Raw genomic sequence first — 25,042 nt, 5'->3', positions numbered from 1 at the left:
GTCTATGAGTTAAGAATACATCTTACTTGTAGACTTTTTTTATAAAGACCGTCATGTTCAAAAAAGCCACAATCCTTCTTTTTTCGTCATTTCTTGCCTCGCTTACCGTCGTTGCGCAGCAGGTTTTACCAGAGACCAAACATAAAACCGTTGTAATTGCGCACCGCGGAAACCATGTTGCCGTTCCTGAAAACACGATTGCCGCTGCCAGGGAAGCCATTAAAGCCGGCGCTGATTATGTGGAAGTGGATTTGAGGACGACCAAGGATGGGCATTTGGTTGTGCTGCACGATGCCACTGTGGACAGGACCACAAATGGTGCCGGGAAGATCAGCACAATGACTTTGAATGAGGTCAAAAATTTGCAGGTTTTCAATAGAAACAAGAAAACCCATAGAATTCCGGAGTTCAGAGAAGTGCTGGCCGTTTGCAAAGGCAACATTAACATTTATCTCGACTTCAAAGATGCGAATGTGGCTGAAACCTGGAAGCAAATCAGGGAAGCGGGTATGGAGAAGGAGGTTGTTGTTTATTTAAATAAGGAAAGCGATTACCACGAGTGGACGAAAATTGCTCCGAATGTGCCTTTAATATCGAGCTTGCCGAAAACCATCGATAACAAGGAAAAGCTGGCAGGTTACCTGGACAAAATGCATCTGAAAATCGTCGATAACCTGCCGCATGAATCGCTTTTGAAAAATGCAAATGAGCTTGGCGTGCAAGTTTGGCTGGATGTGCAAAGTCCAACCGAAGGGCCTGTTTCCTGGAAAGAAGCCGTTGCCAAGCAGGTTCAGGGATTCCAAACCGACCAGCCAGCTGCCTTGGTAAAATATTTGAAAGAAGCCGGGCTACATTAATCAGGCCTTTTGAGTCGCTTCAATTAATTTGACCTTTTTATAAATCGGACAATCTGCGTCGTGTGCGCCGGGCAGATAACCCGTGCTCATGAGGAATTCATTCACGATTTCGCCGCCGGTGAATTTGAATGTTTTCTTGAAAAGCTTGATCCACTCTTCTTTGCTCAGCGGGTGATGCGCTTCGATCCAGCCTTTGAATGACCCGAAATCTTTTTTCAGTTCCAATATTTTCTGAGCATTCACAATCGCTGCATTCACTTTCAGTCTGTTGCGGACAATTCCAGCGTCAAGTAAAAGCCGCTCCCGGTCCGACTCGTCATATTGCGCGATTTTCTCAATAGAAAAATTATCATAGGCTTTTCTGAAACCAGCCTGCTTTCGCAACATCAATGTCCAGCTCAGCCCAGCCTGATTTATTTCCAAAATCAAACGACCGAAAAGCTCGTCATCATCCGTAATATCAAAACCATATTGATTGTCGTGATAATGCTTATGGAGCAAGTAATCAGCCGTTTCGGAAATGTTGTTGTTGATGAAGCTGCAATAAGACATGGGTCAGGATTTTTAAAGAAAACTTATTTTGTAATGCCGATCTGCACTTCGGTAATGTTGTTTTCAGGATTTTGAAAATCCATATTTAAATACATTTCCCGGTTTTCGCCCGACATGATTAGATTTTTTGCCAAAACATCGGAAATCAACTCACTATATATTTTTCCCAGCCCTTCCCAACTTCCGTAAAGATGCCCGGCCAGACAATTGAAGGGTTCAAGATATTTTAAATTGAATTCAGAATCCGTCAATGGCGCGTCGTAAACACTGACAGGCAATGCGATGGTCAGATTAAACCGGGTTTCGGGATTGCCGTCGGCGCCGTTATAAATCCAGTAAATAGGGCCGGTAATCTCCATTTCCTTGCGAATTGCCTCCCTATACAGGCGATGCGCAACCAGGCGCACGTAACCCATGAGTTCATTCAGAGAAGTTTCGGTTTCGAAATAGAGCACGTGGATAGGTGGAATTGTTTTCGTTTGCATGATGACCATGTTTGAATGTTTTATGCAAATGAAATCACCGCTTGTGACAACCCTATGTCAGCTGGTTTTCCGAATTTCGAATTTAATGTTTCATCCGGCGAACGGTCTGTTGCAGCCAGGGATAACTAATGTAAAGGGCTTTCGTAGCGCCTATGCCAACGCCAGCGCCCATAAGCACATCCGCGAGCCAATGTTTGTTGTTCAAAATCCGTAGCCCGCTAACCGCTGTGGCGGTTCCGTAGCCGCCTATGCTGTACAAAACGCTGCGCTGGCCATATTCTTCGTGCAAAATGGTGGCATTAGCGAATGCCGTTGTCGTGTGGCCGGACGGGAAAGAATAATAATCGGATTGGTCGGGTCGGGGATATTTAATGACCCGCTTTAAACTTTGTGTTACGCCTTGCGCGATAATGTTGGAAAGCAATGCCAGAATAACCTGATCGCCCAGTTTGTGCTTTCCTTTAACACCCGCCGAGGCAAGTCCTAAACTGATCACACCCGGCGCATAAGGAAGAAATTCGTCGGCTTTGGAATGAAAGTTCGGATATTTTGAATGGACCTCCCGCTGAAAATGCCTGCTGATCCTGCCCTGCGCCACTAACCCCGCCAAAGCCAGCGTAACCGGCGGAATCACATCGCCAGCTTTAATTACCCAAAGCGTTGAATCCTTTTCAGTTTTATTTTTCTCCTCAAAACTGCCCTGCGCAATGACTTCCGGAGAAACAATTTGAAAACAGAAAATGACGCAAAAGAGCTGCGTTCTCAGGATGCGTGCCACCATTACATTATCGCTTCACGAACCCTAACCAATCGCTCCAAAAGTCCTTCCAGCTGATCCAGCGGCAGCATATTAGCGCCATCCGACTTAGCTTCGGAAGGATTGAAATGCGTTTCAATAAATAGTCCATCCGCACCCACGGCAATCGCAGCTTTCGCGATGGTCTCGATAAGCTTTGGCTTGCCGCCCGTCACGCCCGATGCCTGATTAGGTTGTTGCAATGAATGCGTGCAATCCATCACAACCGGAACGCCGAACGAGCTCATTTCCGGGAGGTTACGGTAATCAACAATCAGGTCGCCGTAACCAAAACTGTTGCCGCGGTCTGTCAGGATCACCGGACATTCAGGGTTGACCTCATTAATTTTCTCCACGGCAAACTTCATGGAAGCACCCGAAAGGAACTGTCCTTTTTTAACATTAACCGCCTTTCCCGTCTTCGCTGCGGCTGCCAGTAATTCAGTTTGGCGGCATAGGAAGGCTGGAATTTGCAGCACGTCCACATATTCGGCGGCAAACGCTGCTTCGTGCGATTCGTGAATGTCGGTTACCACAGGCACACCAAAAGTATTTCGAACCTCTTCCAAAATCTTTAATGCCTTTTCGTCACCAATTCCGGTGAAGGAATCGATCTTCGTCCGGTTGGCTTTGCGGTAAGAACCTTTGAATATATAAGGGATTTTGAGGCGGTCGGTGAGGCTGGTAATGTGCTCGGCAATACGTAATGCCATGTCCCTGCCTTCAATGGCGCACGGGCCGGCCATGAGGAAAAACAGGTGAGAATCGGCGTTTTTTATATTGGATATGGGAATCATACTATACTTTTTCTGGTGGTCAATAATCAATTTGCGAATGTACGGCTATCCGCTTTGTTCTTTATACAATTGAAAGATTTACTGGGACGCATCCGTGGTAAGCATTTGATTTTCTGGTTTTTTTATTTCAACAACATTAAAAGCAATAAAATGAAAGGACTAAAAAAATTTTGTCAAAGTGAATCGAAATTTCTTTCTTTGTTGCGATTTTAACCAAAAAGTGAATATAAAATGTCAGCAATTGCAGAAAGAGTTAAGCAAATTATCGTCGAAAAACTTGGCGTAGAAGAGTCGGAAGTAACTTCGGAAGCAAACTTCCAGAACGACTTGGGAGCGGACTCTCTAGATACCGTTGAATTGATTATGGAATTTGAAAAAGAATTCAATCTATCTATCCCTGACGATCAGGCAGAGAACATTGGTACAGTTGGTCAGGCTGTTGCATACCTGGAAGAAAACGTGAAGTAATTCGGTTTTTTAGCCAGTATCATTTTATTTCTGTCCCCATTTTATGAGTTTGAAGAGAGTTGTAATTACCGGAATGGGCGCATTAACGCCCGTTGGAAATGATGTTTCTACCTTTTGGAAAAATTTGGTTGCAGGTGTAAGCGGAGCAGCTCCGATTACCCGTTTCGATGCTGAAAAGTTTCGCACCAGGTTTGCCTGTGAAGTTAAAGGTCTGGACGTTACTAGTTACATTCCTCGTCAGGAAGCCCGTAAAATGGACCCATTTACCCAATACGCCGTCATTGCAGCAGATGAAGCAATGAAGGACGCCGGCTTTGACGCAGATACGCTTGATCTCGACAAAGCCGGTGTAATTTGGGGAACCGGAATCGGCGGATTGAAAACCTTTGAAGAAGAGGTGATGAATTTCGCAGAAAACGGCAAAACCCCCAGGTTCAACCCATTTTTTATCCCCAAAATGATCGTGGACAGTGCTTCGGGAGTTCTCTCGATCCGCTATGGTTTCCGCGGTCCCAATTTTATCACCGTTTCAGCCTGTGCTTCGGCCACCAATGCCTTGATTGATGCATTCAATTACATCAAGCTTGGGATGATGAACGTCTGTATTTCCGGCGGTTCGGAAGCGGCGGTTACCATTGCGGGTGTGGGTGGTTTTAATGCATTAAAAGCATTATCCGAAAGAAACGATTCTCCCGAAACGGCATCCCGTCCTTATGATAAGGATCGTGACGGTTTTGTATTGGGAGAGGGCGGCGCGGCGCTGATTCTGGAAGAACTGGAACACGCGAAAGCACGCGGCGCTAAAATTTACGCTGAAATGATCGGTGCGGGCATGTCTTCGGACGCTTACCACATTACAGCTCCCCATCCGGATGGCCTGGGCGCTCATATCGTCATGAAAAATGCGATTGAGAACGCAGGAATCAAGCCGGAAGATGTGGATTATATCAATACGCATGGCACATCTACGCCGATCGGTGATCCACAAGAAATTAAGGCAATTGAAAAATTCTTTGGCGAACACGCGTATGAACTGAATATCAGTTCAACCAAATCCATGACCGGCCATTTGCTGGGTGGAGCTGGTGCGATCGAAGCTGCGGCTTGCATCCTGGCGATCCGTGACCAGGTTGTTCCGCCTACTATTAACCACTTTACCGACGATCCGGAAATTAATCCGAAACTGAACCTGACATTTAACCACGCTCAAAAACGCGAGATCAACATTGCACTCAGCAATACATTTGGCTTTGGCGGACACAATGCATCAGTCGTTTTCAAAAAGTATGAAGACTGATTAACTAATTACACTTGGCAAAGCGAATTCTTATACCGATACTCTCTCTTTTCAGAACCGGAAGTGCTGAGGATAAAAAATTTAAGGAATCGATTGCACATGTAATTGGCGACCGGCCTTCGAATCTCGGCGTCTATCAACTGGCTTTTCGCCACACTTCTGCTTCCCGGGAAACGGCTATCAAAGGTTTTCGTGAATCCAATGAGCGTTTGGAATATCTGGGCGATGCTGTTTTAGGAATGGTGGTTGCAGAGTTTCTTTTTACCAAATATCCTTATAAAGACGAGGGTTTTCTTACCGAAATCCGCTCCCGCATTGTCAACCGGGAATCTCTCAATCAAATCTCAAAAAAGCTTGGCCTCGATCGCCTGATCGAATATGATGGCAACCGTCGCGGCATGTCGCCACGCTCTTCTATGTATGGCGATGCGCTGGAAGCGTTTGTTGGGGCCATTTATCTGGACAAAGGCTTCCGTTTTACGCGGACATTTATCATCAGCAAGCTTATTACGCATTACGATCTGGATAGCATTATTCAGAATAATGCCAATTTCAAAAGCCTCATTATCGAATGGGCGCAACGCGAAGGCAAGGAAATCCGCTTCGAAATTCTGGAAGAACGCGGCACCCGCCACCACCGCGAATTCATCTCTCAAATTCTGGTCAACGACGAGCCTTTTGCTCAGGGCAACGGTTTTACCAAGAAAAAAGCCGAGCAGTCTGCTTCTGAACAGGCCTGCGCAATGTTAGAGCTTCGCTAATTGCCCTTCAAGCGTCATTATTTCTTTCAAGCTTCGCTAGTAGTCGCGGAGTTTTGCTGATTATCTTTCTCATCATTGACTTTTGCAGTGTCACTTGCAAAGTATGTCCGTTTGTCTCATAGTTTTTACTCAAAACACGACATTGTGTCTGCTTTCATAAGGGTATAAATTTTTATCGGACATTATGTCTGCTATTTTTCGACTTTTCGCCTCAGGAATGAGTATTGTTAATAAGCTATCATACCGCAGAGGTTAACTGAAAAATAAAATAGACCATTAAAACTTTATAACAATGAGCACTCTAGTAAAAACCCATTTCGCAAATCCTTCTTACTTAAACGGATTTTTTGGCAAAGATTTATTCAATGAAATCGCAGCCCCTGCATTCTCAGGAAGTGTTCCTGCGGTGAATGTTATTGAAAACACAGAAGGTTTCAAGATCGAAGTTGCGGCTCCCGGCTTGCAGAAATCTGATTTCAAATTAAACCTTGAAAAAAATCAGCTGACCATTTCTGCTCAGAAAGAGCAGAATGAAGAAGAGAAAAACGAAAAATATACGCGTCGGGAATTTAAATACACTTCTTTCCAACGCACCTTCACATTGCCTAACACCATTGACGGCGACAGGATTGAAGCCACTTACAATGAAGGCGTGCTGAGCATCGCGTTGCCAAAACGCGAAGAAGCAAAAGAAAAACCAGCTCGTCAGATCGAGATTGCTTAATTAGCATAATATAAGTTTGAAAGGCGTTATTAATTTTGATTAATAGCGCCTTTTGTTGTGAACAAAGATGCGATTAAATTGTTAGTGACATTGGCAGGATATTTTAGTAAAATCGCATTTCGAAGGACTGCAGTTAAAATATGTTAAATGCGCGTTGTGTGGGAATAAAATAGTAAATGCTTTGCGTTATTCATTCATAAAAATATAACCCCAACAAATGTATATGAAAACAAATTGGAAAGGTTTAGTGTTGGTTGGGTTGATTTCTAGTGCATCAACTCTTGCCGGCTTCAAACTATTTAGTGATAACGATGGTAAAGATGTAATTTTTAAAGAGGCTCCCGCGGAGTCGATTACGCGTTTCACGTCAACCGGCACACCGGTGGGTGCACCCGGGGACTTTGTTTACGCTGCTGAGGCTACAACGCCCACGGTAGTTCACATTAAGTCAACGATGACGCGTCAGGCCTCGCGCGGCGGCGGTCAGCAAATTCCGGATATTTTCAGGGATTTCTTTGGTGACGAATTTGAAGGCGGATCACGCGGCCCTCAGTCTCAGGAAGCATCCGGTTCGGGTGTGATCATTTCTGCGGACGGATACATTGTAACCAATAACCACGTGGTGGAAGGTGCTCAGGAACTGGAAGTTACACTGCATAATAAAAGCAAGTTCAGAGCAAAAGTGATTGGTACTGACCCATCTACGGACATTGCGGTGATTAAGGTAGAAGCGAAAGACTTGCCAGCAGTAGTTTTAGGCAACTCGGATGCCGTGAAAGTAGGAGAGTGGGTTGTGGCGGTTGGTAACCCTTTTAATTTGGAATCAACTGTAACAGCTGGTATCGTAAGTGCAAAAGGACGCGGATTAGGTATCATTGGCCAATCAAGACGCGGTCGCGGCGTTACGCCTGCTTCGGCATCATCTGTGGATTCTCCGCTTGAATCATTCATTCAAACTGATGCGGTTGTCAACCCTGGAAACAGTGGTGGTGCATTGGTTAACCTCAAAGGTGAATTGATTGGTATCAACACAGCCATTGCCAGCCCAACGGGAAGCTTTGCAGGTTATGCCTTCGCGGTGCCTTCGAGCATTGTGAAGAAAGTGTCAAGCGATTTGATCAAATTCGGTAATGTGCAACGTGGTTACCTGGGTATTGCCCTGGATGACCTGGATAGCAGAAAAGCCGAAGAATATGGTGTGAAAGTGAATGATGGTGTATATGTTCGTGAATTCACAGAAAACAGTGCAGCGAAAGCAGGCGGTGTAGTGAAAGGCGACGTGATCGTGAAAGTGGACGGCGTGAATGTTCACTCGATCCCTGAATTGCAACAATCAATCGGCTTGCACAAGCCTGGCGATAAGGTGGCGATTACTGTAAACCGTGATGGCAAAGAGAAAGAGCTGGACATCACATTGCGTAACCGCACAGGCGGTTCAGATATCCTGAAACGTGACGAATCTGCTGCGATTATGAATGCTCTGGGTGCACAATTCGGCAACCTTAGCGACCAGGAAAAACAACGTTTATCCCGTTACAAGCTGGATGGCGGTGTGAAAGTGGTTTCGATCGACGGCGGCAAGTTTGCACGTTCGCAAGTGGAGGAAGGCTTCATCATTACCAAAGTAAATGGTAAGCCGGTTCGTTCCGTGAAAGAATTCCAGGCCGCTATTACTGGCAAGGAAGAGTCAATGGTGCAGTTTGAAGGACTTTATCCTGATGCTCCATACGACGTTTATTCATTCGGATTCCGTTTGTAATATATAGGTTCAAAAAAGAAACCGGCTGTTACGTTTATCGTAGCAGCCGGTTTTCTTTTTGTATTATTCCAAAAATCTTAAAGCATGAATTTCAGCTTTACCACTTCTTTTTCACTTAAAAATCTCCATTTACCACGCGGAAGGTCTTTCTTGTTCAATCCTGCGAATACCGTGCGGTCGAGCTTTTGAACTTCGTAACCCAAATGTTCGAACATCCGGCGAACGATCCGGTTCCGGCCGCTGTGAATTTCCAAGCCAACCACCATCGCGTCTGGCGTTACAATGCCAACTTCATCAGGCCGAATGAAACCGTCTTCCAATTCAAGGCCGTGTTGGAGCTTTTCAAAATCTTCCGTTGTAATCGGCTTATCCAATTCCGCCTGATAGATTTTCTTGATCCCGCCGGATGGATGCGTCAGCTTTACAGCCAGTTCTCCATCATTGGTCAAAAGCAATAAACCCGTTGTATTCCTATCCAAGCGACCCACCGGGTAAACACGCTCGGCACATGCACCTTGAATGAGGTCAAGCACGGTTTTGCGCTCTTCCGGATCGTCGGTTGTGGTGATGTAATCTTTTGGCTTATTAATTAAGATATAAACCATTTTCTCAGGGTTTAATGCCTTTTTGCCGTATTTCACAACGTCAGTAGGCAATACTTTGTAACCCATCTCTGTAATCGTTTTACCATTTACAGAAATCTGACCCGAAGCGATCAGGTCATCCGCCTCGCGACGCGAGCAAATGCCAGCATTAGAAATGTATCTGTTCAAACGAATGAGTGCAGATTCTTCCTTTTCCTTCCGTTTCGGTGCATTTTTCTTTTCGTAGCTGGACAAATTGTAGCGTGGAGCACTTTCAAATCGGCCCACTCTTCTGTCTAATCCGCTGCGATCTTCTGCTTGCTCTGCGTTTTCACTACGGGCAGACTTTTCGAAATCACGCTCTACATGCGCGGTCTCATCTTTTTTTTTAAATTCTGGCTTGCCGTCTCTGCTGGGACGACCAAAAGAACGCTCAGCTGATGGCCGTGAATCACGTCTTTCGCCCTCGCGTGCAGGTCTTTCAGCACGAGGCTTGAATTCTCTGTCGCCGGTGGGTCGGTCACCTTCACGTCTTTCAAAACGTGGTTTAAATTCTCGGTCTCCGGAAGGTCTTTCTCTTTGTCCGGATTCTTCTCTTGAACGGAATGGACGGGACTCTCCCGATTGAGCAGGACGGTCATCGCCTCTTCTCTCAAAGCGCGGCCTGTCGCCTTCGCGTGCCGGTCTTTCAAAGCGTGGTTTAAATTCTCTGTCTCCGGATGATCGTTCTCTTTGTCCAAAATCCTTTTTATCAGCGGGGCTACGGAAGCCACCTTCCTTTTTAGGAAAGCTTGGTCTGTCATTTCCAGGCTTATCAAAGCGCGGTTTGTCAAAACCAGATTTGAATGAAGGCTTGTCGAAGCGAGGCTTATCAAACCTCGGCTTATCGAAGCCCGGCTTGCCGAAGCCCGGCTTATCGAAGCCCGATCTGTCGCTTGATCCTTTTTCGTGATCGAAGCTGGGACGTGCTTTTTGTCCTGCGTTATCTCCGTTCGAGGATGCAGTGCGTAAGCTTGACTTTTTGATGCTTGGTTTACTAAAACGGCTTTCTGCCTCAGGGCGAGCCTTTTTGAATGGATGGCCTGCGCCGTCACTGGATTTGCGGAAGGATTTCTGTCCGCCGGTCGAAGGCTGCGAAGCTTTTGGCGCCTTCGAGGGTGTTGATGTTCTTTTTCTCATTAGGAATGCAGTATCACTACTGGAATTTGTTTCCTCTTACTATTTGCCGTGTACTGACAGCGGTTTTTCGATCTGTATTTCAAAGATGCCACTAAAACCCGCTAATCAACGTATCTGATGATCAGAGTACTAAGTGTTTTAATTAAGTCTGCAAAGATACAGGAAATTTTTAAGTAAATATTTTCACTTGGGTTTATGCCATTTTTGGTAACCAAACGTTTATTAGTACTATTGGTTCAATGCACTGAAAAGCGCGTTTTTCCATAACCTAACCTTCACCTATAAAGATGTAAATATGCCTACTGATGTCCTGCCTCAACCGCTATGGAAACCAGGGAGAACGCTTCTGGAGCAATCCAATCTCAAAAAATACATGGATTGGCTTTTTGTCAAAAGAGGCCTTTATTTCCGCTCCTACCATGATCTTTGGGATTGGTCGGTGACGGATCTGGAAGATTTCTGGGAGAGTTTGTGGCTTTACTTCAATATAAAATCCCATGACCTTTACCTGGAAGTGTTGCAAAGGCCAAAGCATGGGATGATCGGCACTAAATGGTTTACGCGTTCCAAGCTGAACTATGCCGAGCATGTTTTCAGAAATAAAACGAAGGACCGACCAGCCATTCTTTTTCAATCAGAACAATCGGGATTAACGGAAATTTCCTGGGAGACGCTTGAAACGGAAGTTGCCGCTGTGGCTGCCTGGCTCAAACAGCGCGGCGTGCGTCCGGGAGACCGCGTGGCAGCTATTTTGCCAAACATTCCGCAGGCCGTTGTGGCTTTTCTCGCGACCAATGCTGTGGGCGCTGTGTGGTCGTCCTGCTCACCTGATTTTGGTAAAACAGCCATTACAGATCGTTTTTCGCAGATTGAGCCCAAAGTACTTTTCGTGGCGGATGGTTATGTTTATAATGGTAAAACTTACGACCTTACAGCATTCGCACAAGAGTTATCCTTCACATTACCAAGTGTTAAGGACACGGTTTTAGTGAATAATATCAATGCAGAGAACCGCCCGGAAAGATTAACTTCCTGGGAAGACATTCTGCATCTTGAAAATTTCGGGCTTGATTTTGAGCCGCTTCCCTTCGATCACCCGATCTGGATCCTTTATTCATCGGGCACCACGGCTAAGCCAAAAGCCATCACGCATAGCGTAGGCGGCTGCCTTATCGAACATCATAAGGCATTGATCTTACATCAGAATGTAAAACCGGGCGACCGCTATTTCTGGTATTCGACCACGGGGTGGATGATGTGGAATTATGCATTAGGATCGCTGCTATGTGGCGCAACGCTTGTGCTATATGACGGAGCGCCTGCATTTCCATCATCACAAGTGCTCTGGACATTGGCCGAAAAAGCGAAGATCACGCATTTCGGAAGCGGCGCAGCTTACTTCAATGCGTCTATGAAAGCGGGTGTGAGCATTACTTCTGAAAGTCTTAATGCATTGGAAACCATCGGTTCCACCGGCTCGCCGTTGCCGCCGGAGGCCTACGAATGGATTTATAAATATGTAAAAAAAGATGTCTGGCTCATTTCGCTAAGCGGTGGAACGGACGTTTGCAGTGCATTCGTGGGCGGCTGCCCGATTTTGCCCGTTTATCCGGGAGAAATCCAGTGCCGGATGCTCGGCTGCCGGATCGAGGCTTATAGTGAAGATGGCAAACCGGTGACCGACGAGCTGGGTGAAATGGTGATTACGCAGCCTATGCCCTCTATGCCCATTTATTTTTGGAATGATGAGGATGACGAGAAATATATCAGCAGCTATTTTGAAATGTATCCCAATATCTGGCGCCACGGCGACTGGATCAAGGTTACCGACCGCAATTCTGTCATCATTTACGGCCGCTCGGACGCAACATTGAACAGGGGTGGGGTAAGGATCGGAACTGCCGAAATCTACCGCGCCGTTGAGAGCATTCCGGACGTGAAAGACAGTTTGGCGGTGTATCTTGAAAAGGCGAACGGTGACGGGACAATTTCGTTGTTTGTGGTTTTAAGCAAAGACAAAACTTTGACCGATGAGCTGAAACAACGCATAAAGGACGTTTTAAGAAATGAATACAGTCCACGCCACGTTCCGGATACAATAGAGCAGGTTAGCGACATTCCCTATACGATCAACGGGAAAAAAATGGAGGCGCCTATGAAGCGGATTTTGATGGGACAGGATCCTGCCAAATGTATCAATCCGGAGACAATGCGCAATCCGGAGTCTTTAAAGGCATTTGTTTGAGGGCAGAAGTTGGACTAATATCTTATAAATCACCTCTGATACACTTGCTTTAGGCAACCAAAATCGCTTACTTCACGTTAGAGAAATGTGCCTACTGCAACAGGCATGTATACAACGCTTTCAAATATTTTATTGGTATGAATCAAGAAAAATCTCCTAATCCGATTCATAATTCCCGTTCAGTGGTTCGCCTGCCTATCATTATAGCCATTACACTGGCTGCTGGTGTGCTGCTGGGAAGCACTTTTTTTAGCGGGGGCCGCAAGCTTTCGGACGTAGCGAAGGGTTATGCCAAATATCGCGAAGTGCTCATGCTTGTTGAGAATAATTATGTAGATTCTGTTAATACTGAGGAGCTTGTAGATTTTTCTATCTCAAAAATGCTGGAAAAACTGGATCCCCACACCGCTTATTTCAACACGGAAGAAGCCACTGCGGCCCGTTCGCAGCTGGAATCCGGATTTGACGGCATTGGTGTGGAGTTCAATATATATAATGACACGGTTTACGTGGTGACGCCATTAAGCGGCGGTCCTTCGGAAGCGGCCGGAATTCAGAGCGGCGACCGCATTATTTCAGTTAATAAGGAGAATTTATCTGGTCCTGGCGTTACTAATGCGCAGGTTTACAAGCTGTTGCGTGGAAAAAGAGGCACTAAGGTTGATCTGGCCATTGAAAGGGTTGGTTTAGATGAAAAAATGAACTTTGCAGTGGTCCGTGACCGCATTCCGACTTACTCTGTTGACGCATCGTATATGGTAGATCAGGAGATTGGCTATATTAAGGTGAGCCGTTTCTCGGAAACCACTTACGATGAATTCAAATCAGCATTAAAAACACTGAAAGCCAGTGGCTTGAAAAACCTGATCCTTGATTTGCGAGGAAATCCGGGCGGTTACATGGAGCGTGCCACAAGCATGGCCGACGAATTCATTGCAGGCGATAAGCTTTTGGTTTATACAGAAGGCAAGGATAGCCGGTTTGACAGAAAAACGCGTTCACACGTGGACGGAATGTTCGAACAAGGGCCGTTGATCGTATTGGTGGACGAAGGAAGTGCGTCTGCGTCCGAAATCCTGGCAGGAGCATTGCAGGATCACGACCGTGCATTGGTCGTTGGAAGGCGTTCTTACGGAAAGGGTTTAGTGCAAATGCCGATCAAGCTTTCGGACGCATCCGAACTTCGCCTTACTATTTCACGATATTTTACACCAAGCGGCCGGAGCATTCAAAAACCTTATGAGCTGGGCAAAGGTGAAGATTATAGCCAGGATCTTTCACATCGTTACGAGAGCGGCGAATTGTTCAGTGCGGACAGCATTAAATTTGATAAAACCAAAATTTACAAAACAGACGGAGGCCGCATCGTTTATGGCGGCGGCGGGATTACACCGGATATTTTTGTTCCAAAAGATACGCTGCTGAACAGCAAGTATTTATTTGAATTGTATTCCAAAAACATCATCAGAGAATACGCGCTTCGCTACGCGAATGACAATCAGAAAAAGCTTGAAAAACAGTCATTTAATGACTTCTTGACGTCGTTCCAGATATCTGACGCGATGATTGCCGAAATGGTGAAGGATGCTTCGAAGGCTGGAATTAAACCAAATGAAAAAGAGTTAACACTTTCTAAACCCATTATTACTTCGCAAACGAAGGCGATCATCGGACGATATGTCTGGGGCAGGAAGCAGAAAAACGGGCTTAATAATGAGATTTTTCAGGTGCTGAATCCGACGGATAATGTTTATCAGCAAGCGGTCCAGCTATTCAGCCAGGCTGCGCAGCTGGAAAAAGGGAAGTTCAGCAGTTTGAACATTCCCAAAAATAAAAAGTGAGCATCCCCGGAAGCGCACATCTTTTGACGAATTTGATTTTATAATGTCTCGAATTGCATTGATTACCGGAGCGACATCCGGAATTGGAAAGGCCACTGCGGAATTATTTGCAGGTGCCGGAATTGATCTTATCCTTTGCGGCCGCCGCCAGGAACGGTTGGATGAAGTTTCTGCTGAATTATCTTCAAAAGTTAATGTTACCACGCTGGTTTTTGATGTGCGTGACAAAGGCGCGGTGATCGCTATGATCGGTTCCTTGCCGGATGATTGGAAAAACATTGATATCCTGGTCAATAATGCTGGTAATGCACATGGAATGGGTTCATTGGCCGAGGGTGATACGGAGGATTGGGATGCAATGATCGATGGAAATGTGAAGGGCTTGCTATATGTTTCGAAAGCGGTGATTCCGCTGATGCTCGAAAAAGGAGCGGGGCACATTGTCAATATCAGTTCCATAGCAGGAAAGCAGACTTACGTGAATGGTGCCGTTTATTGTGCTTCCAAGGCTGCAGTCGAGGTTTTGAGTGAAGGAATGCGTCTCGATCTGACGCAGCATGGCATTAAGGTGACCAATGTCGCTCCCGGCGCAGTGGAAACAGAATTTTCGCTGGTCCGTTTCAAAGGAGATGAAAGCCGTGCCGAAAAAGTGTATCAGGGATTTGATCCTTTGCAGGCTGTTGATATTGCCGATGCCATTCTTTACGCAGTGAATGCACCTAGCAGGGTTACAATCGCTGACATTACCATTTTAGCTGCTGCGCAATCTGCCGCAACGACGATTCACAGGAAGTAAGCATGAAATCTACTGAACAAAATCCCATTGCTGTTGACTCACCGACAGCAATAAATACTTCGCAAACAGTTTTCCCGATTTTGCTTGCGTTAAGCTTCTGTCATTTGCTGAATGACACGATGCAGTCCTTAATCCCTTCCATTTACCCGATGGTTAAGGAATCTTTTCAATTGAATTTTACCCAGATAGGGCTGATCACATTCACATTTCAAGTGAGCGCTTCTGTACTGCAACCTGTGGTAGGCGCTTACACCGACAAGCGTCCGCAACCCTTCGCGTTGGCTGTTGGAATGTGTTTTACATTGCTGGGACTCATCTCATTATCTCTTGCGAACAGCTTTAATCTTGTTTTGCTTTCAGTTGGGTTGATCGGCGTCGGTTCAGCGGTTTTCCATCCTGAGGCTTCCCGCGTGGCGCGTATGGCTTCGGGCGGTAAGCACGGCATGGCGCAGTCGCTGTTCCAGGTGGGCGGTAATGCGGGGAGTTCGCTGGGGCCTTTGCTGGCAGCATTGATTCTGTTGCCTTATGGACGTTTTCAGGTGATTTGGTTTTCGCTGGTTGCGCTTCTGGCGATTGTTATTTTATCCTGGGTAGGCGGCTGGTATAAGCAAAGTCTAATCCATGTCGCTGCGAAAAAAGTCGAAAAAGCACATCAGGAATCGCATTTGTCAAAAGGGAAAATCGTGTTTGCGATTGGTATTTTGCTGCTGCTAATTTTTTCGAAATACATTTACATGGCCAGTATTTCGAGCTATTTCACTTTTTACCTGATTGACAAGTTTGGTGTGTCCATCCAGAATTCACAGATATATCTTTTCGCTTTCTTATTTGCAGTCGCTGCTGGAACATTCATCGGCGGGCCGGTTGGCGATAGGATCGGCCGGAAATACGTGATCTGGATATCGATTTTAGGCGCAGCCCCGTTTGCCTTGCTGCTTCCTTACGTCAATCTGTTCTGGACGGGCGTATTAAGCTGCATTATCGGGCTCATTCTTTCCTCAGCCTTTTCCGCGATCCTGGTCTATGCACAAGAGCTTATTCCAGGTAAAGTCGGCATGATTGCAGGGCTGTTCTTCGGCTTCGCTTTCGGCATTGCAGGAATCGGATCGGCCATTCTGGGAAGCGTTGCTGACAAAACCAGCATTGAATATGTCTTCTGGATCTGTTCCTTTTTACCGCTTATCGGCTTGCTGACAGGGTTTCTACCGAACTTGGAGCGGAGTAAGGGTTAAGTTGCTGAACAGTTTTCCGCTATCCTCAAAAATCAAATTTGGATCAGGACAGAGATTTAAATAATGTTCGCTGTCCTGAATGCTGCTTACGCCGGGGAAGTCGCCTTGATAGTTACCCATGTCTTTGATAATCTGGAAATGCAGATGCGGTGGCCAGTCGCCGTTTTCGGGGTAGGAGCCTATGGCTGCGAATTTTTCGTTGGCTGAAATATTTTTGCCGACATATAATCCTTCCAGTGAATCCAGTGACAGATGCCCGTAAAGTGTGTAGAAGACGACATTATTTAATGCATGAGCGAGAATAATTGTTGGGCCGTAATCGCCATAATGGTCGTTGAAGGCAAAACTGTGGACGGTTGCGTCTAGCGGTGCATAAATGGGTTCTCCGGCATTTGCCCAAATGTCCGTGCCGAGATGAATGCTCCTTGGTTGGTTGTCTGCGTTATTGAAATGTTTTCGCTGCCGATAGATAATGCGATTCTCTGCGTAGCCGCCAATCCCTGTGAAAGCATTATTTTCAAGCATTTCATCAAATACAAATTGAGAGAAAACCGAAGTTTCGGATAAATCCCTTTGCACAAGCGCTTCATTGGATTCAGAAAAATCCAGCTTTTTAAACGGCTTCGCGCTATGAATGACAGGCGCAAAGCCATTTTGCTTTTCCAGAATTTCTCGAAGTGTAAGCATTAATTGGCATTTGATAAATCTGCTAAGCCCGAACAACCTTGTTTGCGGGCTTAGCAGAGTTGGATTTATTTCGGGTCCAGCGCCATCTTGATCCGTTGCAAAACATCCTGCAAATGATACTTCGTAATTTTATCCGTCGATTTCGTGATAGCAGGTTGTAATGTTGCTTTCAGACTTTCCAAATGTGCCCTCGCAACGGAAGGCAAATCCGTTTTTTCAAGTTCAACAACCCGCGTAGAAAATCCATACGTAATGCCAACCGGTACGGATTGCACATTGACTTTGCCAGGTTTCAGCAGATCAACCAATTTTTCGATATACACTTTTTGAAGATTTCTGCGATGCAGGTCAATGCTTTTGCCCGTTTTCGTTTCTGACCAAATGCCACTTTCCAGGTCTGTAAACATATCGTCCAGCGTATAATTCTTGCTTGAAATTCCGGTTTCCATCAGTCTGACCGCCCTGTCGCCTGCGAAGAGCGTCGTTAATGCATATTCCTGCAATGCTTTGATCGCTTCGACACCGGTTTCTGGTTTGATTTTACTTAAAATATTCTGGTCTAATAACCAGGTCGGCGTTTTGAACAACTGATTGTTAAGGAATACAACTGCTTCTTTCTGAGTCGATTTTGGCACAGTTTCAAAAGTCGATCCCTCCATGTCATATGTGGTAGGGTTATCGTAAATCCCGCCCACATTCTTCATCACGTGGCCAAGATAGCGACGATATTGCTGTATAACATTGTTGTAAATTTCATCCAGCTCCTTATAACTTTCACCGTCCTCGCGGCTCCATTCGATCAGGTTGGGAAGAATTCTTTTTAAATTTTTAATGCCATACTCAGAAGCTTTCATCGCATTATCGCTCAGATCTTCGGTTTGATAACGCGGGTCATACGGGCTGATCTCCGTTCCGAAATGCAGTCGGGAATCTTTGTAAGCCTCTTTGGTCATTTCATTCAAAAGCATTTTTTCAGTCTTCGCATCCTTGGCGTCCAAGAAATTGCTGTAACCCCATTGAATCGCCCATTTGTCGTAATCCCCGATTCTCGGGAACAGATTGGTAATGCTGTCCTCGGGCTGGGCCACGTAATTAAAGCGGGCATAATCCATGATAGAAGCCGTATGGCCATGCTTTTCAATCCATTCTTTGTCACGCAATTTCTCGACAGGTGTAGCCGAGCTCGCACCCATATTATGCCTTAATCCCAGCGTATGCCCGATCTCATGCGAAGAAACGAAGCGCACAAGCTGGCCCATAAGCTCATCATCGAACTTCTTGGTGCGGGCTTTTGGATCCACCGCGCCAGCCTGGATAATGTACCAGTTGCGCAGCAAACGCATGACATTGTGATACCAGCCAATGTGGCTTTCCAGAATCTCACCGCTTCTCGGATCATGCACATTGGGCCCGTACGCATTCTGAATGTCGGCAGCGAAGTAGCGGATCACGGAATAACGCGCATCTTCCAGGCTCATGGTTGTGTCGTTTTCGGGCCAGTATTCGCCGCGGATCGCATTTTTCCAGCCTGCTTTTTCAAATGCTTCCTGCCAGTCATCAACTCCGGCTTTCAAATATTTGCGCCATTTTTCAGGTGTGGCAGGATCAATGTAATAAACGATTGGTTTTTTAGGCTCAATCAATTCGCCGTCGCGCTGCTTTTTAGCATCTTCTGCATTTTTAGGCTCTAAACGCCATCTTACCGCAAAAACTTCTGTATCAGAGCGCTGCGATTCTTCTCCGAAAATGGCATATTGATTTGCAAAATAACCCACCCGACTGTCGAAAATCCTTTTCCGCATCGGCTTTTCAGGCAGCAGGATCAGGGAAGTGTTCATTTCCATAGTCACAACGCCAGCATCGAGCCCGGACGGTAAATACTGACCGATGGACGGGGTAGGAGAAGTAGAGAGCAGCTGCGGCGTTACAGAAAATGTTTTAACGGTCCGGATTTCTGTATTAATGGGAAACGCCCGGATTTTCTCAATGTAGGAAGCTTCCTTTTTAAATGATGTCAATTTCAAAAGCTGCTTGCTGACCGAGCTTAGTGAAAAAACCTGATTATCAGCATTAAAGAAGTCCGTCACATCAATGACAGACGACTTTGCACCAGGCTCTTTTTTAACAGCTTTTATTTCAAAAACCCCGATAATAGGATCTGAGTTTGAGTTTTTAACAGCCTGGAAAATTGGCTTGGTGCTGTCGGGACTCGCAACGACCACTGTTACGGAACGCAATAATAGATTATGGTCCATCCCTTTTTCCCAGCGGATCATTTGCCGGTTGACCTCTTCTCCTCCAAAAATCCCCCCGCCGGCAGCTGTTTTGGCATAGCGCGTTACAGCCATAATGTCTTTGTCCAGCAGTGAATCAGGGATTTCGAAATACCATTTCTCGTCCATTTTGTGAACAGAAATCATGCCTTTCTGGCTCACCGCGCTGGTGTCAATGAGGTCTTTGAAAGCCTTGGGGCCCTTCTTTTTGTCGTCTTTGAGTTTCTCTTTTACTGCGGTGGCCACGGCGTCCACGGCTTTTTCGATCTTGACGTCTTCCTGCTTTTCTTTCTTTTTCTTCTTTTGTGCGTAGGTGGTTGTGGTAAACAGAAATGTGATTCCTACAAAGAGGAAATAACGAATTAATCTCATAGAGTTGGTTTATGTTTTTGCTTGCTTACAAAAATATAAGTTTGCCGGATAGGACGTGCAAATAATTCAGGGGAGGTTACAAAAATATTAAGCTGTCTTTTCGGCCAGCACTTCGGCAAGAACGCCTTCTTTTAATGCATAGCTTGAAACTTGTATCTTCTTGATTCCGTAGCTTTTGAGTACATAGTCTATCAGGCAAACTGCAACCACGATCATGTCCACACGCAGTTCGATCATGCCCGGGATCTGCATTCTTTCGTCATGATTTCCGGTGAGAATGAGTGCATATGCACGGTAAAATTCTTCCAGTGCCAATGAGAAATCAGTTTGGTTTTTCGGAGGCCTTTCATTGGTGCGGAAATGGAAATCAATGTCCACCAACGTGTCGAATGTCCCGGAAGACCCCACCAGCTTATCCGGGGAATACTGGTGGACGGCATTGGCAAGCGGGATCAGTTTTTCTTCAAAATAATTGTAAAGATTTTTGCTGTCACCCTGCGAAAGCGGATCATTGCGCATGAATCTTTCCATCAGTCGCTGCCCGCCAATCTCGAAACTTTGCTTCCAGAAAATCTGCGACCTGTTGCCGATGATGAACTCTACGCTTCCACCGCCAATATCCATGATCAGTGAAGGTGAATCGCCAAGGTCTGCACCGCGTCGGACTCCTTTATAAATGTATTCGGCTTCGCGGTTGCCGTCGATCACAGTGATCGTAATGCCTGTTTTGGAAAGGATTTCAGCACAAAAATCCTGCTGATTCTCTGCATTCCGGATGGCACTGGTGCCGAAAGCGAAAGTTTTCTCATCGGGAACATTGAACTCGTCCAGCTTTTGCCGGAAATAAGTCAGGACGGTCAGTGCACGCTGCAAGGCTTCCTCCGTAATGATCTTTTTGTTGATTCCTCCCAATCCGATCCTTGCCGGTCTGCTATCATGAAATATATTGGTGACAGCATCTCCGTTTTTATCGACAATGAGCAGGTGAAAAGTGTTTGTTCCTAAGTCAATAATTCCCAGTCGCGAGCTCATATAGGGCATTTAATCTGTTAAAAGCTTTTTCCTCAATGCAATGATCACAAAAATAACCTAATAATAATGACTTATTTCTTGATTTTCTGTTTGATAAAGCTTTTCTTTGCAGTCCGATTTCAGAAACCAATTCAAAGAACATTACAATTTATAAGCATGCTTATTATAAACATTAAAGACAACGAATCGATTGACCGCGCTCTTAAGCGTTACAAGAAGAAATTTGAAAGAACTGGTACTATGCGCCAGCTTCGTGCTCGTACTGCTTTCGAAAAACCATCTGTAAGACGTCGTTTCGAAGTTTTGCGTGCCGTATACAAAGAAAAAACTTACGGTCATTTAGAAGACTAGTTCCCAGGAATGGTGTTCTGAAAGATTTCGACAGGATTATTATATCCATATCATAAGGAGAAGGGCTGCTTGTTAAAGGCGGCCCTTTTTTGTATGTTGCTGATATGATAACCTCATTTATTGATTTTCTGAAATTTGAAAAACGCGCCAGTGTTCATACTGTAAAGTCTTATCAGACGGATTTGGACCAGTTTCAGAAATATCTGTTATTTCAATACGAGCTGGATAAGCCCGAAGAGGCAAAGGCACCCATGCTGAGGTCCTGGATAGTAAGTTTGATGGAAGAGGGCATGAATCCATCTTCTATTAATCGCAAAATCGCGTCACTCAGAACATTTTATGGATTTTTGAAGCGTAAAAAGGCGGTTTCCCAAGATCCCACTAAAATTCTCTCAGCGCTGAAAACGCGCAAAAAGCTGCCTGCTTTTGTTGAAGAAAAATCCATGGAAACGCTTTTCATGCCCGATACTTTTACCGACGACTTTGAGGGAGTCCGCGACCGCACCATTATGGAGCTGTTATATGGAAGCGGGATCCGGCTTTCGGAATTGGTTTCGCTTGAAATAAAAGATCTGAATCTTCCCGCCAGGACGATCCGAGTGTTTGGGAAAAGGTCAAAGGAGCGTGTCGTTCCTATTTCTACATCTCTGGCAAATTTACTTTTTCAATATCTGACATTGCGTGCGCCCGAGGAGGATACGGAATGCTTGATATTAACCAATTCAGGCAAAGCAGTTTATCCCGTCTTTATACAGCGAACGGTTGAAAAATATTTGTCGGCCGTCACCACATTGTCGCAAAAAAGCCCGCACGTATTGCGTCATACCTATGCCACACATTTGCTTAACCGGGGCGCGGATCTTAATGCGATTAAGGAGCTTCTGGGTCATGCTAACCTGGCTGCAACGCAGATTTACACGCACAACTCTATCGAAAAGCTTAAAAAAACGCATCAGCAAGCCCATCCAAAAGCCTGAAACCCATTTTTTAGAAGTATATTTGCCTTAATTGCAGTTTCCAGAATATAATTTTGTCACTCCAGTATGAATAACAGTTTCCAGGACGCGGTTGTAACGAAGTACAATATATTTAATAGTCTTTTTCTGAGTTTGCCCTATCGTGGTATTTTTCAGACGGGATCATTGCTCCCCATACTAACGCAGCAGAGTGAGATCGGATTTCAGGAGGGAAAGACGCCACGGGAGATCATAGAGCACTTTTTTTCAGAATTACTGGAAACTGCTACACCAAAAGAAAGGACAGATCTGCTCTTTGCTTTTATCCAATATATAGAAAGGCAAGTTGTACTTTTCGACTCTGTGGAGGATGCTGCATTTGATCAGACGCACGATCTGACTGGCAAAGGATCGGTTAATTATCTGACAGATCGCCTGGATAATGATGAGCTCAAAAAGAAGCTGCTTACCAAGCTCGAAGATTTCAGTGTACGGATCGTGCTTACTGCGCACCCGACACAGTTTTATTCGGGTAAAGTGCTTGGAATCATTAATGATCTCGAAGATGCAATCAAAGAAAATGACTTTACGGAAGTAAACCAGCTGCTCCTGCAATTGGGTAAAACCGCATTCATTAACCACGAAAAACCCACGCCTTTTGATGAAGCGGTGAGCCTTTGCTGGTTTTTGGAAAATGTATATTATGACGCCATCCCATCCATTCTTGAAAAACTGATCAATGGCCTGGGAATGAGCGTCCACGACTGGCCTTACCCGAATGTTTATCGGCTAGGCTTCTGGCCGGGCGGTGACCGGGATGGTAACCCGTTCGTGAATCCGGAAATTACGCTGCAAGTTGCGGCAAGATTGCGGGAAACGCTTTTGAGAGGTTATTATCGTGATTTGAGACAATTGAAGCGCCGCCTGACTTTCAAAGGTGTGGACGAAGCGATCAGTTTGGCAGAACGCAAGATGAACAGCACCATTTTCGGGCCGTTTGAAGAGGGTTATGCCAATGCGCAGGAATTAATTGATGAATTTCTGAAAGCCCGTGAGGTTTTGGTTTCCAAACATCAGGGGCTGTTTGTGGAATTGCTAGACAACTTCATCCTTAAACTAAACATTTTCGGATTCTTCTTTGCTAGCCTGGATGTGCGCCAGGACAGCCGTAAACATGCAAAAGCGTGGGAAGATATCCTTAAAAGGCTGGAAAAGAAGATTCCGTTGCTGAAATACAGTGACTATGAAGGCTGGGATGAGGCGAAGAAAATAGACCTTTTGCTTTCTCTGAACATTCCGTTGCGGGATGAAGATTATGAAGACGAGCTGACCAAGGACATTCTGGGTTCTATCCGCGCTATCAAAACGATTCAGGCACAGAATGGTGAAAAAGGCGCTCACCGTTATGTGATCAGCAATAACACCTCTGCATTGAATGTAATGCAGGTCGTTGCGCTTGCTAAAAACCTGATTGCGGATGAAAGCGGAAAGCTTGCGCTGGACGTGGTTCCGCTTTTTGAAACCGTTGATGACCTTGCGAATGCACCAGAGATCATGCGGACATTGTATCAAAACGAGTTTTACCGCAACCATTTGCAAAACCGCGAAAACCACCAAACTATAATGGTTGGGTTTTCTGATGGAACAAAAGATGGCGGTTACTTACGGGCGAACTGGTCAATTTACCGCGCAAAAGAAGAATTAACGAAAGTATCTCGTGAATTTGGAATCAAGGTTACATTCTTTGACGGCCGCGGAGGCCCTCCTGCGCGCGGTGGTGGCAACAACCATAATTTTTATTCTTCGCTCGGAACAGACATTGAGGATAAAGAAATCCAGCTTACTGTTCAGGGACAGACGATTAGCTCTAATTACGGAACAGTAACCACGGCCATGTACAATTTGGAAAGATTGTTCACGGCAGGGCTTGAAAACCACTTGTTTAGAGGAAATCGTGTTGAAGACGAGCTGAATGAAGAGGATAAAGTCCTTATTGAAGAGATGGCGGCATTGGCCTATGACTCTTATCTGGATCTGAAAAATCATCCGATGTTTGTCAAATATCTGGACAAAAAGACGCCGTTGCGCTTTTATGGACAAACCAACATTGGCAGTCGCCCTACGAAGCGTGGGAACGATGATGAAGGCCTGAAATTCGAAGATTTACGTGCTATCCCGTTCGTGGGATCCTGGGCGCAGATGAAGCAGAATGTGCCAGGCTTTTACGGATTCGGAACAGCGATCGAACAGATGTCGAAAGACGGTAAGAAGGAGACTATTTCGCAATTGTATAAAAAATCATTGTTTTTCAGGACATTGATCGAGAATTCGATGCAGTCATTGTCCAAAGCATTTTTCCCGGCAACCAAATATCTGCGCGATGAGCCCGATTACAAGGAGTTCTGGGATAAAATGTACGATGAGTTTTTACTGACAAGAGACCAACTGCTTGAAGTTTCCGGGCAAAAAGAGCTTCTGGATAGCAACAATGTCACTAAGGTTTCCATTAAAACCCGTGAGCGGATCGTTTTACCATTGATCACCATCCAGCAATATGCATTGCAAATGCTGGCAGAAGATCCGAAGAATCTTCCGGTGGACGTGGAAACATACAACCAGCTCATTATGCGGGCCATGTTTGGGATTATCAACGCGGCGAGGAATTCGGCGTAGTTTTTAAGAATATGAATTAAATGCTCCTGATCATTCGTGGTCGGGAGCATTTTTTTTGAATTGGATTTCATCAAGACAACACAAGGGATTAGAGATGCCGCTTTTTACGAGGTCAGCTCTTCGTGTGAATTCTTCATTGAATTAAGTGTGTCCTAACAGCATCTAAAACCTCGGTGATCGTAGAATCAATAGAGAAAATTAAAGACGGGATGGCTATGTTTGGGACAAAATAGCTAGAATTTGATGTAGACGGAGAGTGTTTCCTAATTGTCAAAGTAACATCCTGTCATAAATCGACTTTTTTATATTGAAATTTTTGGAACAT

General features: G+C 45.4%; 21 protein-coding genes. 13 read left to right on the top strand and 8 right to left on the bottom strand.

Annotation, left to right across the window (positions count from 1 at the left end):
• Positions 1-53: 53 nt before the first annotated feature.
• A complete protein-coding gene (locus NFI80_RS17945; protein ID WP_235165609.1) occupies positions 54-857 on the top strand; it encodes a glycerophosphodiester phosphodiesterase family protein in 804 nt (267 codons plus the stop codon).
• Here the strand turns inward: NFI80_RS17945 and NFI80_RS17940 are convergent, their stop codons facing one another.
• The 4 genes from NFI80_RS17940 to kdsA form a co-directional block, all read right to left on the bottom strand.
• Positions 858-1,409: a DNA-3-methyladenine glycosylase I gene (locus NFI80_RS17940; RefSeq protein ID WP_235165607.1), complete on the bottom strand. Its 552-nt coding sequence runs from the start codon at positions 1,407-1,409 to the stop codon at positions 858-860. It abuts the gene before it with no gap.
• Between the two features lie 23 nt (positions 1,410-1,432).
• Positions 1,433-1,894, bottom strand: coding sequence for a GyrI-like domain-containing protein (locus NFI80_RS17935; RefSeq protein WP_235165606.1), 462 nt, complete (start codon positions 1,892-1,894; stop codon positions 1,433-1,435).
• An 82-nt stretch (positions 1,895-1,976) separates the two neighbouring features.
• A complete protein-coding gene (locus NFI80_RS17930; protein ID WP_235165604.1) occupies positions 1,977-2,675 on the bottom strand; it encodes a phosphatase PAP2 family protein in 699 nt (232 codons plus the stop codon).
• Positions 2,675-3,487, bottom strand: coding sequence for a 3-deoxy-8-phosphooctulonate synthase (gene kdsA, locus NFI80_RS17925; protein ID WP_235165601.1), 813 nt, complete (start codon positions 3,485-3,487; stop codon positions 2,675-2,677). Before kdsA ends, NFI80_RS17930 begins: the two co-directional genes overlap by 1 nt.
• A 231-nt stretch (positions 3,488-3,718) precedes the next feature.
• Here kdsA and NFI80_RS17920 point away from each other — a divergent pair, with 231 nt between their 5' ends.
• From NFI80_RS17920 to NFI80_RS17900, 5 genes are all read left to right on the top strand, one after another.
• Entirely contained in the window at positions 3,719-3,955 is a 237-nt protein-coding gene (locus NFI80_RS17920; RefSeq protein ID WP_026629555.1) for an acyl carrier protein, read from the top strand.
• Positions 3,956-3,998: 43 nt separating this feature from the next.
• On the top strand, positions 3,999-5,252 hold the full coding sequence (gene fabF, locus NFI80_RS17915) for a beta-ketoacyl-ACP synthase II (RefSeq protein ID WP_235161822.1): 1,254 nt from the start codon (positions 3,999-4,001) through the stop codon (positions 5,250-5,252).
• Between the two features lie 14 nt (positions 5,253-5,266).
• Positions 5,267-6,013, top strand: coding sequence for a ribonuclease III (gene rnc / locus NFI80_RS17910; RefSeq protein ID WP_235165598.1), 747 nt, complete (start codon positions 5,267-5,269; stop codon positions 6,011-6,013).
• Positions 6,014-6,305: 292 nt separating this feature from the next.
• On the top strand, positions 6,306-6,737 hold the full coding sequence (locus tag NFI80_RS17905; protein WP_233794726.1) for an Hsp20/alpha crystallin family protein: 432 nt from the start codon (positions 6,306-6,308) through the stop codon (positions 6,735-6,737).
• 223 nt (positions 6,738-6,960) lie between these two features.
• Positions 6,961-8,496, top strand: coding sequence for a Do family serine endopeptidase (locus NFI80_RS17900; protein ID WP_026629551.1), 1,536 nt, complete (start codon positions 6,961-6,963; stop codon positions 8,494-8,496).
• 77 nt (positions 8,497-8,573) lie between these two features.
• On the opposite strand, the gene NFI80_RS17895 is transcribed toward NFI80_RS17900, so the two are convergent.
• On the bottom strand, positions 8,574-10,259 hold the full coding sequence (locus NFI80_RS17895; protein ID WP_235165596.1) for a pseudouridine synthase: 1,686 nt from the start codon (positions 10,257-10,259) through the stop codon (positions 8,574-8,576).
• A 295-nt stretch (positions 10,260-10,554) separates the two neighbouring features.
• Between NFI80_RS17895 and NFI80_RS17890 the strand changes: the two genes are divergently transcribed.
• The 4 genes from NFI80_RS17890 to NFI80_RS17875 all read left to right on the top strand — a co-directional run bounded on the left by NFI80_RS17890 (position 10,555) and on the right by NFI80_RS17875 (position 16,373).
• Entirely contained in the window at positions 10,555-12,504 is a 1,950-nt protein-coding gene (locus NFI80_RS17890; protein ID WP_233794729.1) for an acetoacetate--CoA ligase, read from the top strand.
• A 137-nt stretch (positions 12,505-12,641) separates the two neighbouring features.
• Positions 12,642-14,345, top strand: a complete 1,704-nt coding sequence (locus NFI80_RS17885) for a S41 family peptidase (protein WP_235165594.1) — start codon at positions 12,642-12,644, stop codon at positions 14,343-14,345.
• 43 nt (positions 14,346-14,388) lie between these two features.
• Positions 14,389-15,141 (top strand): SDR family NAD(P)-dependent oxidoreductase, encoded by a 753-nt coding sequence (locus NFI80_RS17880; protein ID WP_235165593.1) that lies wholly within the window; start codon positions 14,389-14,391, stop codon positions 15,139-15,141.
• Positions 15,142-15,143: 2 nt separating this feature from the next.
• Positions 15,144-16,373, top strand: a complete 1,230-nt coding sequence (locus tag NFI80_RS17875; RefSeq protein ID WP_235165589.1) for an MFS transporter — start codon at positions 15,144-15,146, stop codon at positions 16,371-16,373.
• On the opposite strand, the gene NFI80_RS17870 is transcribed toward NFI80_RS17875, so the two are convergent.
• The 3 genes from NFI80_RS17870 to NFI80_RS17860 form a co-directional block, all read right to left on the bottom strand.
• Positions 16,344-17,060 carry a peptidoglycan DD-metalloendopeptidase family protein gene (locus NFI80_RS17870; RefSeq protein ID WP_235165588.1) on the bottom strand — a complete coding sequence of 239 codons (717 nt, stop codon included), beginning with the start codon at positions 17,058-17,060 and terminating at the stop codon, positions 16,344-16,346. The two genes, NFI80_RS17875 and NFI80_RS17870, sit on opposite strands and share 30 nt — an antisense overlap.
• A gap of 65 nt (positions 17,061-17,125) precedes the next feature.
• Positions 17,126-19,705 (bottom strand): zinc-dependent metalloprotease, encoded by a 2,580-nt coding sequence (locus NFI80_RS17865; protein ID WP_235165586.1) that lies wholly within the window; start codon positions 19,703-19,705, stop codon positions 17,126-17,128.
• An 87-nt stretch (positions 19,706-19,792) separates the two neighbouring features.
• The gene (locus tag NFI80_RS17860; protein ID WP_235161151.1) at positions 19,793-20,737 is read right to left on the bottom strand and encodes a Ppx/GppA phosphatase family protein; all 945 of its coding nucleotides are present in this window, start codon (positions 20,735-20,737) and stop codon (positions 19,793-19,795) included.
• Between the two features lie 156 nt (positions 20,738-20,893).
• On the opposite strand from NFI80_RS17860, the gene rpsU reads away from it, so the two are divergent.
• The 3 genes from rpsU to NFI80_RS17845 all read left to right on the top strand — a co-directional run bounded on the left by rpsU (position 20,894) and on the right by NFI80_RS17845 (position 24,717).
• Positions 20,894-21,088: a 30S ribosomal protein S21 gene (gene rpsU, locus NFI80_RS17855; RefSeq protein WP_026629542.1), complete on the top strand. Its 195-nt coding sequence runs from the start codon at positions 20,894-20,896 to the stop codon at positions 21,086-21,088.
• 104 nt (positions 21,089-21,192) lie between these two features.
• Positions 21,193-22,065, top strand: coding sequence for a tyrosine-type recombinase/integrase (locus NFI80_RS17850; protein WP_235165583.1), 873 nt, complete (start codon positions 21,193-21,195; stop codon positions 22,063-22,065).
• A gap of 66 nt (positions 22,066-22,131) precedes the next feature.
• Positions 22,132-24,717, top strand: coding sequence for a phosphoenolpyruvate carboxylase (locus NFI80_RS17845; RefSeq protein ID WP_235165582.1), 2,586 nt, complete (start codon positions 22,132-22,134; stop codon positions 24,715-24,717).
• Positions 24,718-25,042 lie beyond the last annotated feature (325 nt).

The sequence above is a fragment of the Dyadobacter chenhuakuii genome (assembly GCF_023821985.2).
Taxonomy (GTDB): domain Bacteria; phylum Bacteroidota; class Bacteroidia; order Cytophagales; family Spirosomataceae; genus Dyadobacter; species Dyadobacter chenhuakuii.
Note: the sequence above shows the minus strand (reverse complement) of the source record. Positions and strands in the feature narration are given on the sequence as shown.